The 16,575-nt window shown below is 68.8% G+C and carries 17 protein-coding genes and 1 tRNA gene; 12 read left to right on the top strand and 6 right to left on the bottom strand.

The genetic code is table 11. The features are described 5' to 3' along the window. Window positions 1-119: 119 nt before the first annotated feature. Window positions 120-485 carry an Hsp20 family protein gene (locus ACT3HL_RS01560; RefSeq protein WP_445085047.1) on the bottom strand — a complete coding sequence of 122 codons (366 nt, stop codon included), beginning with the start codon at window positions 483-485 and terminating at the stop codon, window positions 120-122. A gap of 293 nt (window positions 486-778) precedes the next feature. On the opposite strand from ACT3HL_RS01560, the gene gap reads away from it, so the two are divergent. The 3 genes from gap to ACT3HL_RS01545 all read left to right on the top strand — a co-directional run bounded on the left by gap (window position 779) and on the right by ACT3HL_RS01545 (window position 3,661). Further along, window positions 779-1,831, top strand: coding sequence for a type I glyceraldehyde-3-phosphate dehydrogenase (gap, locus tag ACT3HL_RS01555; protein ID WP_445085046.1), 1,053 nt, complete (start codon window positions 779-781; stop codon window positions 1,829-1,831). Between the two features lie 92 nt (window positions 1,832-1,923). Next, window positions 1,924-3,150, top strand: a complete 1,227-nt coding sequence (locus ACT3HL_RS01550) for a phosphoglycerate kinase (protein WP_445085045.1) — start codon at window positions 1,924-1,926, stop codon at window positions 3,148-3,150. Window positions 3,151-3,166: 16 nt separating this feature from the next. After that, entirely contained in the window at window positions 3,167-3,661 is a 495-nt protein-coding gene (locus ACT3HL_RS01545) for a YfcE family phosphodiesterase (RefSeq protein WP_445085044.1), read from the top strand. A 51-nt stretch (window positions 3,662-3,712) separates the two neighbouring features. On the opposite strand, the gene ACT3HL_RS01540 is transcribed toward ACT3HL_RS01545, so the two are convergent. Together ACT3HL_RS01540 and ACT3HL_RS01535 are read right to left on the bottom strand one after the other, a co-directional pair. Next, window positions 3,713-4,345: a DUF2391 family protein gene (locus ACT3HL_RS01540; protein WP_445085043.1), complete on the bottom strand. Its 633-nt coding sequence runs from the start codon at window positions 4,343-4,345 to the stop codon at window positions 3,713-3,715. Window positions 4,346-4,433: 88 nt separating this feature from the next. Beyond that, on the bottom strand, window positions 4,434-5,501 hold the full coding sequence (locus tag ACT3HL_RS01535) for a type II glyceraldehyde-3-phosphate dehydrogenase (RefSeq protein WP_445085042.1): 1,068 nt from the start codon (window positions 5,499-5,501) through the stop codon (window positions 4,434-4,436). Window positions 5,502-5,711: 210 nt separating this feature from the next. Here ACT3HL_RS01535 and ACT3HL_RS01530 point away from each other — a divergent pair, with 210 nt between their 5' ends. From ACT3HL_RS01530 to ACT3HL_RS01515, 4 genes are all read left to right on the top strand, one after another. Then, complete coding sequence (locus ACT3HL_RS01530; RefSeq protein ID WP_445085041.1) at window positions 5,712-6,662, top strand: aminopeptidase; 951 nt, start codon at window positions 5,712-5,714, stop codon at window positions 6,660-6,662. A gap of 132 nt (window positions 6,663-6,794) precedes the next feature. After that, window positions 6,795-7,454, top strand: a complete 660-nt coding sequence (locus ACT3HL_RS01525; protein WP_445085040.1) for an HVO_0476 family zinc finger protein — start codon at window positions 6,795-6,797, stop codon at window positions 7,452-7,454. 51 nt (window positions 7,455-7,505) lie between these two features. After that, window positions 7,506-7,715: a hypothetical protein gene (locus ACT3HL_RS01520; protein WP_445085039.1), complete on the top strand. Its 210-nt coding sequence runs from the start codon at window positions 7,506-7,508 to the stop codon at window positions 7,713-7,715. 117 nt (window positions 7,716-7,832) lie between these two features. Next, on the top strand, window positions 7,833-8,621 hold the full coding sequence (locus ACT3HL_RS01515; protein ID WP_445085038.1) for a methyltransferase domain-containing protein: 789 nt from the start codon (window positions 7,833-7,835) through the stop codon (window positions 8,619-8,621). 337 nt (window positions 8,622-8,958) lie between these two features. Here ACT3HL_RS01515 and ACT3HL_RS01510 read toward each other — a convergent pair whose 3' ends face one another. Next, window positions 8,959-9,915 carry a succinylglutamate desuccinylase/aspartoacylase family protein gene (locus ACT3HL_RS01510; protein ID WP_445085037.1) on the bottom strand — a complete coding sequence of 319 codons (957 nt, stop codon included), beginning with the start codon at window positions 9,913-9,915 and terminating at the stop codon, window positions 8,959-8,961. 246 nt (window positions 9,916-10,161) lie between these two features. Between ACT3HL_RS01510 and ACT3HL_RS01505 the strand changes: the two genes are divergently transcribed. Then, window positions 10,162-10,461 (top strand): DUF7536 family protein, encoded by a 300-nt coding sequence (locus ACT3HL_RS01505; RefSeq protein ID WP_445085036.1) that lies wholly within the window; start codon window positions 10,162-10,164, stop codon window positions 10,459-10,461. A gap of 30 nt (window positions 10,462-10,491) precedes the next feature. Here ACT3HL_RS01505 and ACT3HL_RS01500 read toward each other — a convergent pair whose 3' ends face one another. After that, window positions 10,492-11,718, bottom strand: a complete 1,227-nt coding sequence (locus ACT3HL_RS01500) for a TrkA C-terminal domain-containing protein (RefSeq protein WP_445085035.1) — start codon at window positions 11,716-11,718, stop codon at window positions 10,492-10,494. Window positions 11,719-11,834: 116 nt separating this feature from the next. Here ACT3HL_RS01500 and citZ point away from each other — a divergent pair, with 116 nt between their 5' ends. After that, window positions 11,835-12,974 (top strand): citrate synthase, encoded by a 1,140-nt coding sequence (citZ, locus tag ACT3HL_RS01495; RefSeq protein WP_445085034.1) that lies wholly within the window; start codon window positions 11,835-11,837, stop codon window positions 12,972-12,974. 89 nt (window positions 12,975-13,063) lie between these two features. On the opposite strand, the gene ACT3HL_RS01490 is transcribed toward citZ, so the two are convergent. Continuing rightward, window positions 13,064-14,488 carry an MATE family efflux transporter gene (locus ACT3HL_RS01490; RefSeq protein ID WP_445085033.1) on the bottom strand — a complete coding sequence of 475 codons (1,425 nt, stop codon included), beginning with the start codon at window positions 14,486-14,488 and terminating at the stop codon, window positions 13,064-13,066. Window positions 14,489-14,880: 392 nt separating this feature from the next. Between ACT3HL_RS01490 and ilvA the strand changes: the two genes are divergently transcribed. The 3 genes from ilvA (at window position 14,881) to ACT3HL_RS01475 (ending at window position 16,400) form a co-directional block, all read left to right on the top strand. After that, a complete protein-coding gene (gene ilvA, locus ACT3HL_RS01485) occupies window positions 14,881-16,092 on the top strand; it encodes a threonine ammonia-lyase (protein ID WP_445085032.1) in 1,212 nt (403 codons plus the stop codon). Beyond that, window positions 16,089-16,292 (top strand): hypothetical protein, encoded by a 204-nt coding sequence (locus tag ACT3HL_RS01480; protein ID WP_445085031.1) that lies wholly within the window; start codon window positions 16,089-16,091, stop codon window positions 16,290-16,292. The genes ilvA and ACT3HL_RS01480 overlap by 4 nt, the downstream gene beginning before the upstream one ends. 27 nt (window positions 16,293-16,319) lie before the next feature. Further along, window positions 16,320-16,400 (top strand) — tRNA-Ser (locus tag ACT3HL_RS01475). Window positions 16,401-16,575 lie beyond the last annotated feature (175 nt).

Genomic DNA, 16,575 nt, shown 5'->3' with positions numbered 1-16,575 from the left:
GCGCGATCGCGGACGATCGCCGCACGTACTTCGCTCGAACCGAGTCCCAGTAGCCGACGCTGCGGCTGGCGATCAAGCGCAACCGACGAAAACGGGAAGGTGGTGGGCGGCCGGCTCGCTCACTCGAGGTCGATCGACGCCGAGTCGTCGACCTTCCGAAGCGTGACCTGGAGAACGCCGTTGTTGAACGACGCGCTCGCGGAGTGTTCGTCGACGCGGGTCGGGAGCCGAATACGCTCGTCGTACTCGCGGCGGTCGCCCGCCGCGGAGATCGTGAGTACCTCGCCGTCGCACTGTAGTTCGATCGCGTCCTTCGCGACACCCGGAAGATCGGCGACGAGTCGAATCTCCTCGCCCTCGTCGTAGACGTCGACGTGGGTCTCGGAAGCGAATCCGGCGGCGTCACCGCCAGTCATCTCGTCCATCATCCGTTCGATCCCGTCAAAGAACTCGTCGAACGGGTCGTCGCGGTCGTCTCTCATCACCCGCCGCTAGGTCGCTTTCGATGAAAAGCCTTCGCCCCCCGGCGGAATCGGCCGATCGGTGATCGTCGCGTGGCTCGGGTGTTGGTGAGAGCGAGGAGGCGGATGCGTGGATGTGACTGTTACTGCGAGATCGTACCAGAGACTGTCTGTTTCTGCGTGATCGTCGAGACAGAGATCAGTTCTCATATCCGGATATTCCGCGTTTTACCGCGTCTAATCGGATATATCGGCAGATTCAGAATCCGATTGTGGGACACCGGGATTCAAGTAGCTGGGAAGAATAGTACTCAAATATGAGTGAAAAGTCGAATATGGATATCGGGCCGGACGTCGACGCGGGCGGCGCCGTCCGAGTGGCGCTGAACGGCTTCGGGCGGATCGGCCGCAACGTCTTCCGTGCGGTGCGGCACGATCCCCGAATCGAGCTCGTCGGCATCAACGACGTGATGGACGTCGACGACATGGCGTACCTCGCGAAGTACGATACGGTGATGGGACGGCTGGATGAGGTGTCCCTCGAGGGCGACTCCTTGGTCGTCGGCGACACGTCGGTCCCGCTGTACAACAAGCAGGATCCCACGAGACTCCCGTGGGACGAACTCGACGTGGACGTCACACTCGAGTGCACCGGGATTTTCCGGACGAAGGAGGACGCCTCCGCTCACCTCGAAGCGGGCGCGGACAAGGTGGTAATCTCTGCACCTCCGAAGGGCGAAGAGCCCGTCAAGCAACTCGTCTACGGCGTCAACCACGGCGAGTACGACGGCGAGGACGTCGTCTCGAACGCCTCCTGTACGACGAACTCCGTCAGTCCCGTCGCGATGGTGCTCGACGAGGAGTTCGGCATCGAACACGGGCTGTTGACGACCGTCCACGCCTACACCGGGAGCCAGAATCTCGTCGACGGGCCGATGACGAAGACCCGTCGCGGCCGCGCGGCCGCCGAGAACATCGTTCCCACCTCCACGGGCGCGGCGAAGGCGACGACGGAGATCCTGCCGGAGCTGGCGGGCAAACTCGACGGCATGGCGATCCGCGTGCCGGTCCCGAACGGCTCGGTCACCGAACTGGTCGTCTCGCTCGAGGCGACGCCCCCGGTCGAGGAGCTCAACGACGCGTTCCGCGACGCCGCCGACTCGGGTCCGCTCGCGGGCGTCCTCGGCTACACCGACGACGAGGTCGTCTCCTCGGACATCCAAGGGCTTCCCTTCTCTTCGACGGTCGATCTGCAGTCGACGAATCAGGTCAACGACGGCGGTCTCTACAAGGTTCTCACGTGGTACGACAACGAATACGGCTTCTCGAACCGGATGCTCGACGTCGCCCGCTACATCACGCACAGGTGAGCGGGACGCAACGGCGGATCACCTTCGGGCGCCGCGTAACGGATTCGATCACCACTAAGTAATCTCTCCTCGAAACCACCAGACAGAGACCGATGTCCACGTCACCGACCTCGTTCAGAACGCTCGACGACCTCGACCCCGACCAGCGCGTCCTCGTCCGCCTCGATCTGAATTCGCCTATCGAGGGGGGCGAACCGCAGGACAACCGCCGCTTCGACCGGCACGCAGAGACGGTCCGCGAACTCGCGGACGCCGGCCACCGCGTGGTCCTGCTCGCTCACCAGGGGCGGCCCGGCCGCGACGACTTCGTCTCGCTGTCGGGGCACGCGTCGATCCTCGCGTCGCACGTCGGCCGCGACGTCGGCTTCGTTCCGGATACGTACGGCGACGCGGCGATCGAGGCCATCGAATCGCTCGATACCGGCGAGATACTCCTCCTCGAGAACACCCGGATGTGCGAGGACGAACTCCCGGAAGGAGATCCCGAGTCCAAGGCCGAAACCGAGTTCGTGCGGGCGCTCGCGCCGCACTTCGACGCCTACGTGAACGACGCCTACTCGGCGGCGCACCGCTCGCACGCCTCGCTCGTCGGCTTTCCCCTCGTGCTCCCCGCCTACGCCGGACGCGTGATGCAGACCGAGTACGAGGCGAACACCGCCATCGCCGAGAGGTCCTTCGACGGCCGGGTGACGATGGTCGTCGGCGGCACGAAGGCCACGGACGTCATCGACGTGATGGACGCGTTCGGCGACCGGGTCGACGACTTCCTGCTCGGCGGCATCGCGGGCGAACTGTTCCTCCGGGCCGCCGGCCATCCCGTCGGCTTCGACGTCGACCCCGACGCGGACCTCTTCGACACCCAGTGGGAGCAGAACCGCGGGCTGATCGAGGAGCTACTCGAGGAGCGCGGATCGCAGATCACGCTGGCGGTAGATCTGGCGTACGAGGACGACGAGAGCGAACGGGCCGAGGTCGACGTCGACGCGATCGGCGAGAAGGACGTCTCCTTCCTCGACGTCGGCGGCGACACGGCCGAGCGCTACGCCGAGGTCGTCCACGAGTCCGAGGCCGTCTTCGTGAAGGGCGCGCTCGGCGTCTTCGAGGACGAGCGCTTCTCGGTCGGCACCGTGCGGGTGTTAGAAGCGATCGCCGAGACCGACTGCTTCTCGGTCGTCGGCGGCGGCGACACCTCCCGCGCGATCGGGCTGTACGGGCTGGACGAGGCCGACTTCGATCACGTCTCCATCGCCGGCGGCGCCTACATCCGCGCGCTCACCGGACAGCCGCTCGCGGGCGTCGAAGCCCTGAAACGGGAGTAACCCGAAGCCGGCGCCGATGCTCGTCGGACTCTGTTCGGATACCCACGACAACCTGAACCTGGCCCGCGGCGCGGTCGAGACGTTCGAGGAGCGCGGTGTCGACGCCGTCGTCCACTGCGGCGACGTCGTCGCGCCCTTCACCGCCGCGGTCTTCGACGCCGCCTTCGAGTTCCACGCGGTCCGCGGCAACAACGACGGCGAGTGGGCGCTCGCCGGGACGGTTGAGGAGTTCGGCACGTATCACGGCGAGAGCGCCCGCCTGACGTTCGGCGGCCTCGAGGTCGCGGTCTACCACGGCACGAGCGAACAGCTCGTCGACGCGCTCGTCGACTGCGGCGAGTACGACTACGTCGTCCGCGGACACACCCACCGGCGAACGCGCGACGAACGGGAGGGCACCGTCCACGTCAATCCCGGCGGGCTCCCGATCCCCGGGGCGGACGACGCCTACCACGTCGCACTGCTCGATACCGACGCGGCGGACGTGACGTTCCGCGAGGTCACGCCGTAGGGGTCGACCGCCTCTCACCCGGTCGTCGACACCTCGGAGAGGGCTCGGCGTTCACGTCCCCGGCAGAATGTCGCCGAGGGCCGCGCCGACGCTCATCGGGACGAACGCGGTGACCACGGTGGCGAACGCCAGCGTCGGGTCGGTCCAGTCGATGCGGCCCCACGCGGTCATCACGACCACCGCCGTGAGAAAGGAGACGCCGAGGACGCCGACCAGCCGGCGCGGGATAACGCCGAGGATGGGATCCTGTACCCGCACGTCCTGAATCTCAGCGACGTAGAGGATGCTGATAACGAGGCCGACCCCCGCGACCAAGGTACCGACGAGCGAGAGCGGGCGCCCGGCGAGAACGGCGCCGACCTCGTTCGTCCCGCCCTCGACGAACATCGGCACGCCGAACAGGAACGAGCCGAGGAACGCCTCCGCGAGGTCGCTCCGGTCGAACCCGACGATCTTCCGACCGAAGACCGCCGACTCGTGGGCCGCCGAGACGGCCGCCCGCCGCGCGGCCCGGACTCGCGCTCGCTCCTCGGGGTCGTCCACCGTCTCCGCCAACGCGTCGAACTCCCTGAGAAGGCGCTCCATCCCGTCTTCGTCGGTTGCGGTCTCGTCGGGGGAGTCGTGACCCTCCGGGTCGGCGGGCCGAGCGGCTCGCGATTCGGACGATTGCGCGTCTTCGGTCACGAACGCGACCACGGCACCAGGGCTATTAAACGTGGACCACAGAGCGAACGAGGCTAAGACGTCCGGTATCGAGACGCCGAGCGCGGGGTCAGTCGTCTGCGGCCTCGACCCGACCGCTACGGCTAAAACCCGCGGGATCACCCGCGAGGCCGACGCCGAGCGTCCGGTTCGTCAGCTCGATGCTCTCGTCGGCGTCGGCCGAGTCGGTCATCGCGCGGATCGCGTCGACGTTCTCCGGGATGACGTCGGACTCCTGGTGGATCGCTTGGAAGAGATAGAGGTCGCGACCCTCCGTGGCGATCGATTCGCCCCACACGCAGTTCTCCCAGAGGTCGCCGCGGGGGCGGCCGGCGTCGAGCGCGAAGTCCTTCAGTTTGCCCGCGCCGTCGATGCCCAGTCCCTCCGGGATGACGTACACGCGCGATTCGCCCTCAAGCAGCTGTCGGACGTGCGCGGCCGTGACATCGGATTCGAGCGTGACGTTGAGCGCGTGAACGTGCATCAGCGTCGCCGGGACCTTCAGGCCCATCGTCTCGATCGACAGGCTCGGGAAGATGGTCTTGACGTCGGGGCCGTGGTGCGAGGGGATGTCGATCGGGTCCGGCAGGATGTCGTTGATCGGCCCGCGGGAGTTCTGTCCGGGGTCGCCGCCGCGGCGGACGAGCGTCGCGCGGACCTTCTCGACGCCGTAGGTCTCCTCGAGGGGAGCGACGATCCGGGAGAGGCCGGTCGTGTTGCAGGAGACGACGCGGACGGTGTCGGCGCCGCGGGCGTCCTCGAAGTTCGAGCGCGCGTTGAAGCTCGTCTCCGCGACGTCGGAGCCCTCTCCGCCCTGGAAGACCGCGGGCGTGTCGTAGGAGGCGTACAGCGACCGGTTCTCCGCGCCGATTCCCGACGGCGTGCAGTCGACGATCACGTCCGAGTCGGCGACCAACTCGTCGACGACCCCCGCGGTCTCGATGCCGGCCTCCGAGAAGAGCGGGGCCCGCTCGGGGATCGCGGCGTACATCGGGTAGCCGCGCTCGACGGCGGTGTGGGCCTCGAAGTTGGGTTGCGTCTTGGCGACGCCCGCGACTTCCATATCCGGCTGGGCCGCGACTGCGTCGGCGACGCGCTTACCGATCGTTCCGTAGCCGTTGACACCCACTCGTATCATCACGTGAGAATCCGGGGAGCAGACGCATAGTTATTTCGGAGCGATTCGACCGGAAAGTAACTCCGCACCGAGTAACGCGGTCGATTTCCCCGGATACGAGTAATGGCGTCGACGACAGTCCGCTCCGGCACGTCGGCGTCGGTCTATCGGGCAGAACACGCGCAGTGAGTGATGCCAACGCCTAACTTCGCAGAGGCACCACGCGGGAGTATGTCGAACGACGAACTCGCGACGGCCGCGACGACGGCGGTCGAGCAGTGTCTGGCGCTCGGGGCCTCGGAGTCCTGCGTCGTCGTCACCGACGACGACCGGCGGCAGATCGGCGAGGCGCTGTACGAGGCCGCACGCGCGGTCACGGACGAGGCGATCGTCCTGCAGTATCCACCGGGCGAACAGCACGGCGAGGAGCCGCCCGGCCCGGTCGCCGCCGCGATGGCTGAGGCCGACGTGTTCCTCGCGCCGACGACGAAGAGCATCAGTCACACGCGCGCTCGCGGCGGCGCCTGCGAGGCGGGCGCCCGCGGCGCGACGCTGCCCGGGATCACCGAGCAGGTGTTCCTCACGGGGCTCGACGCCGACTACGACGCCATCGCCGCACACTGCCGCGACGTGCTCGCGCAGGTGGAAGGCGCCGAGGAGATCCGCGTCACCGCGCCCGCGGGAACGGACATCACGTTCGAGCCGGGCGGCCGCGAGTGGAACACCGACACGGGGATCGTCCACGAGGCGGGCGTCTTCTCGAATCTGCCCGCCGGCGAGGTGTTCGTCTCGCCGGTGACCGCAAACGGCACCTACGTCGTCGACGGGACGATGCGGCCGCACGGCCTACTTGAGGAGGGAGAGACACTCCGCTTCGAGGTCGAGGACGGCTACGTGACCGAGATTTCCGACGACGAGATCCGAGGGCAGGTCGAGGCGGCCGCCGAGGAAGTCGGCCGCGACGCCTACAACCTCGCTGAACTCGGCATCGGCACGAACGTCGGCGTGACCGACCTCGTGGGATCGGTCCTGCTCGACGAGAAGGCCGCCGGGACGATCCACATCGCGATCGGGGACGACGCCGGTATCGGCGGCGACACTGACGCGCCGCTGCACCTCGACGGGATCGTTCGGAACCCGACCGTGTGGGCGGACGGCGCGGAAGTGGAGCTTCCGCGGTAAGCGAACGGCGGAGCCGTGAGCGGGGGAGGTCGTAGACCTCCCGTCGGTCGAGCGGTAACACCGCGAGCCACCGGCTCGCACGCTGACACGCGGAAGGGCGGACTTTTACGGCCCGAACGGGTACGACGCCGTATGAGCACGCCACAGGACCGCATCGCGGTCGAGTGTCCCTCCTGTTCGCCCGCGGAGTCGACGGTCCACGAGGTACTGAAAGCCGGGAGCGGTCGCCACACCGTCCGGTGTACGGAGTGCGGTCACGTCCACAAGATCAAGACCGAGTCGGAGACGGAAGTCGAGCGCAAGGTCGTCATCTCCCAGGACGGCGAGTCGTTCTCGACGACGGTCGGTGCGCCGCCAGCGGAGACCATCGCCGTCGGTGAGGAGTTCATCGTCGACAGCGAGGAGGCGATTATGCTCGTCCGCATCACCGGCCTCGAAGTCGGTCCCGAACAGCGCGTCGACGAGACCGCGGTCGAGGACGTCGAGACCATCTGGACCCGCGCGGTCGACAACGTCACGGTGAAGGTAACGGTCAACCCGAAAGAGGGAACCGGCGACCGCGAGTCGACCCGGAGCTTCGACCTGCAGATCCCGGGCGACCACGAATTCGTCGTCGGCGACGAGGTCGAGTTCGGCGACGAGGAGTTCCGAATCAAGGCGATTCAGGTGCGCGAGGATGCCCCCGAGTACCGTCACGGGAAGTTCGACCACGACGGCGATATGGTCTACGCGAAGGACGTAAAGCGGCTCTACGGGACCGATCTGTCGACGTCCGCGTGGTCGGCCTGGTAACGCCCGACCGCCGACAGAGTTAGGGGATCGCTTCCCGAACACGACTGTGACGTGACACGAACTGCCGTCCGAGCCCTCCTCCTCACCGCCGGCGCGGCCGCCGCACCGATCGTCGCCGCCGGGTTCGCCCTGCCCCGATGGACGTTCGCCACCGTCGGCTTCGGCGGCTATCTCGTCGCGGTCGCGTGCGTCGTCGCGGCGGGGATGACCCTCTGCGTCGCCGACGTGACGCGGGCTGTCGAGCGCGTGCTGGGACCGTGACTGCCCCGCTGTGCGACGAACGCCGCGGCGTGGGCGAGCGCCGGGTGACGGGACGATAGCGACACCCCACCGCGCGGGAGCGTGCAGTTGATTAGCCCCGATCCCCGAGCGAGTGGTATGGACCCCGGGGAACTACGCGACGAAATGGTGGACGGCCTCGAAGCTCGAATGTCGGTGGACGAGGCCGTCGCGCTAGCGATGCGGACGGTTCCCCGACGGCGGTTCGTCGACGACGCGCCGTATCAGGGGCGGAGCGAGGCGGCGGGGACGACGGTGCTCGCCCCGGAGTTGGTCGCTCGCCTCCTGACGGCGCTCGACGTCGACGCGCGGACCGCCCCGGCGACCGAGCCGAGCGGGGAGAGCGCGGACGCCGAGCCGACCGGCGACGTACTCATCGTGGGGGCGGGCGTCGGCTACACGGCCGCGCTGCTGGCCGAACTGGTCGGCGAGACCCACGTCCACGCGGTCGACATCGACCGACGGCTCGTCTACGCCGCGCGTTCGAACCTCGAGGCGGCGGGCTACGGCGGCGTTCTCGTCGACGCCCGGGACGGGGCGGGCGGCCTGCCGGAGTACGCCCCGTTCGATCGGATTCTGGTCGAGGCGGCCGCAATCGAGCCGCCGCGGAAGCTGATCGAACAGCTCGCGCCGGGCGGCCGGCTCGTCCTCCCGCTCGGCGGTCCCGAGCAGACGCTCGCCGCGGTCGACGACACCGGCGAGGTCAGATCGCGGCACGGCCCCGTCGCGTTCAAACCGCTCCTGGTCGACGGCGAGCAGGGGAGCGCTCCCGCTCGGAATCGGACGGTCCGCGAAGACGTCGAGCGGGCTCGCGAGCCCGGATACTTCGCGAAGACCGGCTGGGAGCAGGAGTGGATCGACTGGGACGAACAGCTCGGCCGGCGGTAGCGACCCGCCCGACTGCGACGCCTTCGAGTACAGTTGCGGCTACGTTTTCAGCCCGCTGCCGGTGAGCGGCGCGACCACGTCGGCGGGGCGTCGGCCGGGAGGAACCCCCCGAAGGTCCACCGCCCGGCGACGTCCGCCCACGCGCCGGGCAGTTCGGCCGCGTCCGGACCCGGTCGCGACGCGGAGTCAAACGGGGCGCCGCAGCCGCACCGTCGGGGGCACGCCCCGTCGGACGGTCGCAGGCGGCGCAGCCGAGCGCGAGCGGGTGCGGGTGAGACAGTACGGGTGCCGGGCGGCGGTCGGCGTTTGCCTAGTACGTGTCGGCGTCGACGTCCGATCAGTACGTGTCGACGTTGGTGCCGACAGAGCAGACGTACTCTCCGGTCGCGACCTGCGGGAGCCGGCGCGTGCGCCAGAAGACCCCGCTGCTTTTCGCCGTCACCCGCGATTTCAGTTCGCCGAAGACGTCCGTGATCTCGAAGAGTGGGTCCCCCGCGGCGACGCGCTCGCCGAGGTCGACCTGGAAGCGGACGAGACCGCCGGCCGGCGAGCCGTACTGGTCGAACCCCTTCGCGCGGGTCTGCGATTCCGGCGTCGCCGCGCCGTCGAGGAAGCCGTACTCATAGAGGACGTTGAACACGCCGTCGACGCCCGCGCGGATGCTGTCTTCGTCCCAGCCGACGCAGCCGCCGAGTTCGGGGTCGATCGTCGGGACCCCCTCGTCGGGGCCCGCGCGGGCGAGCTGTCCCTCCGGCCCCTTCTGATCGAGCACGTGGCCGCATCCGAACACCTTCGCGAGCCTGAGACACTCCTCGTGGAGGCGGTGGCGGCGGCCGCAGCGCACGCGGACCTCGTCGATCATCCGCGAGGTCGAACCCTGATGCAGGTCCAAAATCAGGTCCGCGCGCGTCGCCGCCGCGAACGTCGCCGCCGCGATCCGCTCGGAGGAGGTCCCGTTCTCGTCGCCGGGGTACGCGCGGTTCATCTTCGTGTCGTCGAGCGGGTTCCGGTGCTCTGCGATCTGGAACGCGTGGTAGTTGACGATGCCAACGACGAGAACCGTCCCGGAGAGTTCCGCGGGATCGAGGCGCGGAACGACGCGGTTGACGACCCCGACGCCGTTCAGTTCGTCGCCGTCCGACGCCGCCTGCATATAGAGCGTCTTCCCGTCGTCCGCGCCGTTTACGACCGCGCAGGGAAGCCCCACGGTCGCCCCGTCGCGGGATTCGCCCACCGCCAGACGACCCGTGTCGATCTCGCCGGGGGCCGCACTCGCCGTGCCGAGCGTCGTCATTGTTTCCCCCTCGGAGGCACCCGACTTTAGGGGTTCGGTATCCCGCCGATCAGCCGCTCCCGCGCGTTCGCGCGCCGGAACGGGAAACCGAGGCGGTGGAGCGAGTCGACGAACGACGAGGTGGGACGACGAACGGCGGGGCGGAACCGGGCTCGACGAAACGGTCGGCGAGCGCCGAGGCGCTGGTCCCGTCACTCCGCACCGGCGACCGACGACGCTTTGTCGGCGGCGGAGAAACGAGCGCGCGTGAGCGAGGAGATCCCCGATCGGCCGCCGCAAGCCGGACTCGTCCGCGCGCTGCGCGTCAAACGAAACGTCTCGGTCGGTGCTGGCGTCGGCGTCGCGCTCGCGGTCGGGGCGTACCTCGCCCGGGTGCTCGAACTGTTCGGGCCCTTCGCGGGGACGCGCGAGTACCCCGTCTTGGGGGCGGAGGGGTGGTTTCTCCTCCTCGCGTTCGTGCTCGCGACGTCGACGGCGCTCCTCGTCGCGGCGGCGCTGACCGTCCGCGAAGCGGTCAGGCTGTCGCGAGAGATCGCAGACGAGTGATCGAGAGCGACCGCCGCAGACGAGTGAGAGTCACCGCGCTGACGCGGGCGCGTCGCCGACGAGTTCGGTGAGCCGTTCGGCCCCGGCGCGGGTCCCCTTCGCGATGAGGACGTCGCCCCCGCGGAGCTCGGTCGTGGGCCCCGGTTGGACGACCCATTCATCGCCGCGCTCGCCGCGCCGCACGGCGATGACGCGCATCCCCGTCTGGGTTTTGACCCGCTCCTCGCCGAGCGTGGTCCCCGCGAGCGGCGCGCCGTCGGCGACCGAGAGGCGGACGATCACCTCGTCGGACTCCTCGACGGCGGCGGCGACGACGGGATGGGCGTCGATTCCGCGGAGGACGCCCTCGCTGATCTCGAGGGCCGCGTCCGAGATGACCTCCGTCGCGGACGCGAGGCGGACGAGCCCGCGCAACTGCACCGGATCCTCCACGCGGCTCGCCGCGCGGAGCGTCCACGCCTCGAAGCGCGACTGGAGGGCGTCGACCTCGGCCTCCAGTTCGCGCACCTCCTCTGCGACGCCCTCGCTGTCGAAGAGCACCGCGCCGTAGGCGAGGTCGACGGCGAGTTCACTCATGTCCTTCATCAGCGTGATCGAGTCGACCGCGCGTTCGAGGTCCTCGATCGACGGCTCGGTCGCCTCCGGCGGGTCGTACGGGGTACCCGTCACCGACTCGTAGACGGTCGAGATCCCGTCGATAGACCCCCGGAGGAGGATCGAATCGTCCGGCTGGAGCCGGCTTTCGGCGCCGGGGTTCAGCAGCCACCGGCGCTTGCCCGTCGCCGATTCCCGGCGGATGGCGATGACGCGGACGCCCGTCTCGGTCTCCATATTGATGTCGAGGAGCGTCCGGTCGGCGTAGGGCGAGTCGGCCGCGACGCTCGCGCGGACTAGCACCTCGACCGCCTCGGGCAGCGCCGTGCGGATCGCGTCGGGCATCCCGATGTCTTCGAGGACGATCTTCGCGATGTCGCCGGCGGCGTTCGAGATCTTCTCGGCGGCGCCCATCACGCCCAGCACGGGCGCGAGTTGCTCGGCGTCTTCGGGGCTCCGCGCGGACATCAGCAGGCTCATCCGCCCCTGTAGCTGGAGGATGTCCATCCGGCCCTCGAGTTCGATCACCTCGCGGGCGATGTCGTCGCTGCCGTTGAGGACGGCCGAGTACGAGAGGTCGATGAGGAGCTCCGCGGTGTCTTTCATCTCCGCGAGAACCTCCTTGACGCTGACCGGCTCGTACTCGACGTCCCGTGGGTCCATACCTCCCGGTTCGGCGGCGACGACAAAAACACTTGGTGGACGGGCGGTTCGGACGGAGGTACCACGACACCCGGAAACGATAACGCTTTTTTCACGGGGAGAGGAACCCGATAGGTATGTCAGACGACCTGAAGCGCGGGCTGGAAGGCGTCCTCGTCGCCGAGTCAGAACTGAGTTACATCGACGGTGACGCCGGGAAACTGGTCTACCGCGGGTACACGATCGAAGACCTCGCCCGCGAGGCGTCCTACGAGGAAGTCGTCTATCTGCTGTGGCACGGGGAGCTCCCGGACGCGGAGGAGCTTTCCTCCTTCGAGTCCTGGATGGCCGGGGTGAGATCGCTGGAGGACGAGGTCCTCGCGGAGATCCGCGAGCTGGCGGCCGCCGAAGAGGTGCCGATGGCGGCGCTTCGAACGATCGTCTCGTCGCTGTCGGCGTACGACGAGGACGCCGACCACGAGGACGTGACGGACGTCGAGTCGAACCTCCGGATGGCGTGTCGCATCACGGCGAAGATGCCGACCGCGCTGGCGGCGTTCGAGCGCTTCCGCAACGGCGAAGAGGCGGTCGAGCCCCGAGAGGACCTGAGCCACGCCGCGAACTTCCTCTACATGCTCAACGACGAGGAGCCCGACGAGGTCCTCGCGGAGACGTTCGATATGGCGCTCGTCCTCCACGCCGACCACGGGCTGAACGCCTCGACGTTCTCGGCGATGGTGACGGCCTCGACGCTGTCGGATCTGCACAGCGCGGTGACCTCCGCCGTCGGGACCCTCGCCGGGTCGCTGCACGGCGGCGCGAACGCCAACGTGATGCGGATGCTGAAGGAGGTCGACGAGAGCGGCGACGACCCCACCGAGTGGGTCGAAAACGCCCTCGCGGAGGGGCGTCGGGTCCCCGGGTTCGGCCACCGCGTCTACAACGTCAAGGACCCCCGCGCGAAGATCCTCGGCGAGAAGTCGAAGGCGCTCGCGGAGGCCGCGGGTGACACGAAGTGGTACGACTACTCGGTCGCCATCGAGGAGTACATCACCGAGGAGAAGGGCCTCGCGCCGAACGTGGACTTCTACTCGGCGTCGACGTACTACCAGATGGGCATCCCCATCGATATCTACACGCCCATCTTCGCGATGTCGCGCGCCGCCGGCTGGATCGCACACGTGCTCGAACAGTACGAGAACAACCGCCTCATCCGGCCGCGAGCGCGTTATGTCGGCCCCAAGGATCAGGAGTTCCCCGCGCTCGAGGAACGGTAAGCACCCCTCGTACCGACGGTTCTCGTTCCGACGATCGCCCGTCCGGGTAGCGGCGGGCACCGTACTCTTGAGAACGGACAGCGTCATAATCAGTCGTCCTCGGCGACCACGCTGCCGCGCTCGCGGAGCAGCCCGGCCGCCGTCCCGGCCCAGTCGGCGTACCGAAACGCCAGCACCATCGTCGCGCCCTTCCAGACGTGCGCGAGGACGACGCCCGCGTAGACGCCCGTGAGCCCGAGCGTCGTGAACTCGACTGCGGCGTACGAGAAGCCGACGAAGAAGCCGAACATCCCCGTGAGGTTCGAGACGAAGGGCAGCCGCGTCGCACCAGCGCCCTGCAGCGCTCCCGAGAGCGAGACGAACAGTGCGAGCCCCGGCGCCGAGAGGCCGTAGACGACGGCGAACGCCGCGGCGTAGGCGAGCGCCGACTCGGAGCTTCCGAAGCCGAGCACGGCGACGACCGAGTCGGCGAAGACGGCGATGAGCGCGCCGATGCCGCCGACGGAGAGGACGGCGAGGGCGGCCGTCGCCCAGCCCTCGAACCGGGCTTGCGCCGCGTCACCGCGGCCGAGCGACTGTCCGACCAAGATACTCGCCGCGATGTTGTAGCCGCGAGCCAGCGGGCTGGTCACCTGCTGGTAGACGCGGCGCCCGATCTGGAACCCGGCGTTGACGACGTCGCCCGGGGCGGCCCCGGCCGTCGCGGGGACGCCAGCGGCGCCCCCGAGCGACAGCAACAGCGCGTTGAAGGGGAACTCCGCGAGCACCGACGTGAAGCCCCCGGCCATCCGCGGCAGCCCAACCCGCACGAGCTGGGCGCCGATCGTCCAGTCGGTCGGCCGGGCGTACGAGAGCGGCGACGACGGCGCGTAGACGGCGGCGAGCAGGAGCCCGGCCGAGAGGACGTTCGCCGTCGCGGTCCCGAACGCGACGCCGACCACGCCGAGCGCCGGCAGGCCGCCGATCCCGAAGGCGAGGCCGAGCGAGAGAATCACGTTGGTACCGTTGGCGAGTACGTTGACGTACATCGGCGTGCGGGTGTTCCCGACGCCTTGAAGCGCGCGTGCGCCGATGATCGACACCTGCCGGGCGGGCGCCGTCGCGAAGATGATCGCGAGGTACGCGCCGCCGAGCCTGACCGCCTCGTCGCTCGCCGGGAAGAGGCCGATGAGCGCCGGCGCCGCGACGAGACCGATCACCACGAACGGCACGCCGCCGAGAAATCCGATGAGCAGCGACTGCGTCACCGCCTCGTCGCGGTTCGCGTCCGCTCCGCTCCCGGTGTCTTGGCTGGCGAGCGCGATGGCGCCGCCGCCGATCCCGACCCCGATCCGGAGCGGGAACCGAGAGAACAGGTCGGCGAGGCCGATCGCGACGACCGCCGCGGGCGACAGCGCGGCCGTGATGAGGATGTCGACCGTCCGCATCAGCGTTCGCGTCGTCTGCTCGGCCATCACCGGCCACGCGAGCGCGAAGATCCGCGACCACACTCGCCGGAGTCGGGCGAACTCCATCTCCTGACCGAACGGGCGGCGCCCGCTTCAGCGTACTGATCCGGAGACGCGCGATGACGAGCGGCAGACAATCGTCATACAGCGCCGTGAACGCCGCCGCAGTCGTGCGCTTTTCACTTTCACCGCGCGTGGGAGACGTTTATATGTATCGCGTCCCCAAATTCCAGTGCACGTCACACGCGTGCATTCCCCCTTTCCCCCTCTACGCCGTTGAGTTGCATCGCCGTATCCGTCGCCGTCGCCGGCGGTTGATCGCGCGCGTGACAGTGATTGATGGCGATCCGCAGCGGCGCGCCCGCGAGGCGACAACAGCACGCCCACGGGGAGGCGACAGCGCGTCCGCGCGTTGAGGCGACAGTATTACGCCGAACGGCGCGGAAGCGTCGACAGCTATGCTCTCTCTCGCCGACGTCGAGGCGGCCCGCGACCGGATCGGCGACGTGGCCCGGTGGACGCCGCTTGAGTACTCACACGCCCTCTCGGAGATGACCGGGGCCGACGTGCACCTGAAACTCGAGAACTTCCAGCGAACCGGGGCGTTCAAGATCCGCGGCGCCACGAACCGCATCGCGACGCTCTCCGAGGCGGAGCGCGCGGCCGGCGTCGTCACCGCCAGCGCCGGTAACCACGCGCAGGGCGTCGCGCTCGCGGCGACTCGCTCGGGCGTCGACGCGACCATCGTGATGCCCGAGCACGCGCCGATCTCGAAGGTCGAGGCGACGGAGCGATACGGCGGCCGAACGGTCCTGTACGGCGCGGATTACGACGAGGCGCAGGCGAAGGCCCACGAGATCGAGCACGAGGAGGGCCAGACGTACGTCCACGCCTTCGACGACGACCTCGTGATGGCCGGGCAGGGAACGATCGGACTGGAGATCGTCGAGGACTGTCCGGACGTCGAGACGGTCGTCGTCCCGGTCGGCGGCGGCGGCCTCATCTCCGGGATCGCGACCGCGGTGAAGGGGCTGAAACCGGACGTTCGCGTGATCGGCGTCCAAGCCGAGGGCGCGGCGTCGCTTCCGGCGTCGCTCAGCGCGGGGGAGATCCGCGAGCGCGACGCGGTGAACACGATCGCCGACGGCATCGCCACCCGCAGAGTGGGCGACCGCCCCTTCGAGATCATCCGCGAGCGCGTCGACGAGGTCGTGACCGTCACCGACGAGGAGATCGCCGTCGCCCTGACGTACCTGCTCGAGCGCTCGAAGACGCTCGTCGAGGGGGCGGGCGCGGTCCCGTTCGCGGCGCTGCTGTTCGAGGCGTTCGACTACGAGGCGGGCGAGACGGTCGTCCCGGCGCTGTGCGGCGGCAACATCGACACGAACCAGCTGACGACCGTCCTCGTCCGCGGGCTCGTCGAGACCGGCCGGTACCTGAAGATCCGAACGGTGTTGCGCGACCGTCCGGGGGCCTTAGAGGACCTCGTCGAGATCATCTCCGAGCGGCGGGCGAACATCTACGCGATCCAGCACGACCGGACCTCCCGCGACGTCGCGATGAACGAGGCCGACGTCGAGATCGACATCGAAACGCGCGGGCGCGACCACATCGAGGAGCTGCTCGGCGCGCTTCGGGACGCGGGCTACGCGGTCGAGGTGCTGGCGTGAGTCCAACTCGATCGGCGCTCCTGTGGGGGCTCGTCAGCGTGCTGACGTTCCTCGTTCTCGTCCAAGGGTACCGCCTACTCGTCGGTCCGCTGGGGGTTACCGCCCCGACCGCGGCCGTCCTCGCGCTTTGCGTCGGCGCCGTCGTGGCGACCACCTCCTACGTCGCCGAACCCCGACTTAGCGCGAAAGGAAGGACTTAAACGACCCAGTCGGCTACTTTCGGCCGAGCCGGGATGGCCGAGTGGTAAGGCGCACGCCTGGAAAGCGTGTTCCCTCTGGGATCCAGGGTTCAAATCCCTGTCCCGGCGTTTCTCGAATCGAGCGCGGAGCGAGACGTGGCGTCGCCGAGCGGCCGCGTCGAGACTCGAAAGCGGCGACGACGGGATTTTGGACCACGCGTGAGGAGCGCTGGGGCCCCCGCCGTCGGGTTTAAAACCGTGTCAGATCCGATAGCGGCGTTTCCACGAGAGAACCGACTCCAGA

The organism is Halobellus sp. GM3 (assembly GCF_052545375.1).
The sequence above is the reverse complement of the archived record's forward strand: the minus strand, read 5'-3'. Positions and strand labels throughout refer to the sequence as shown.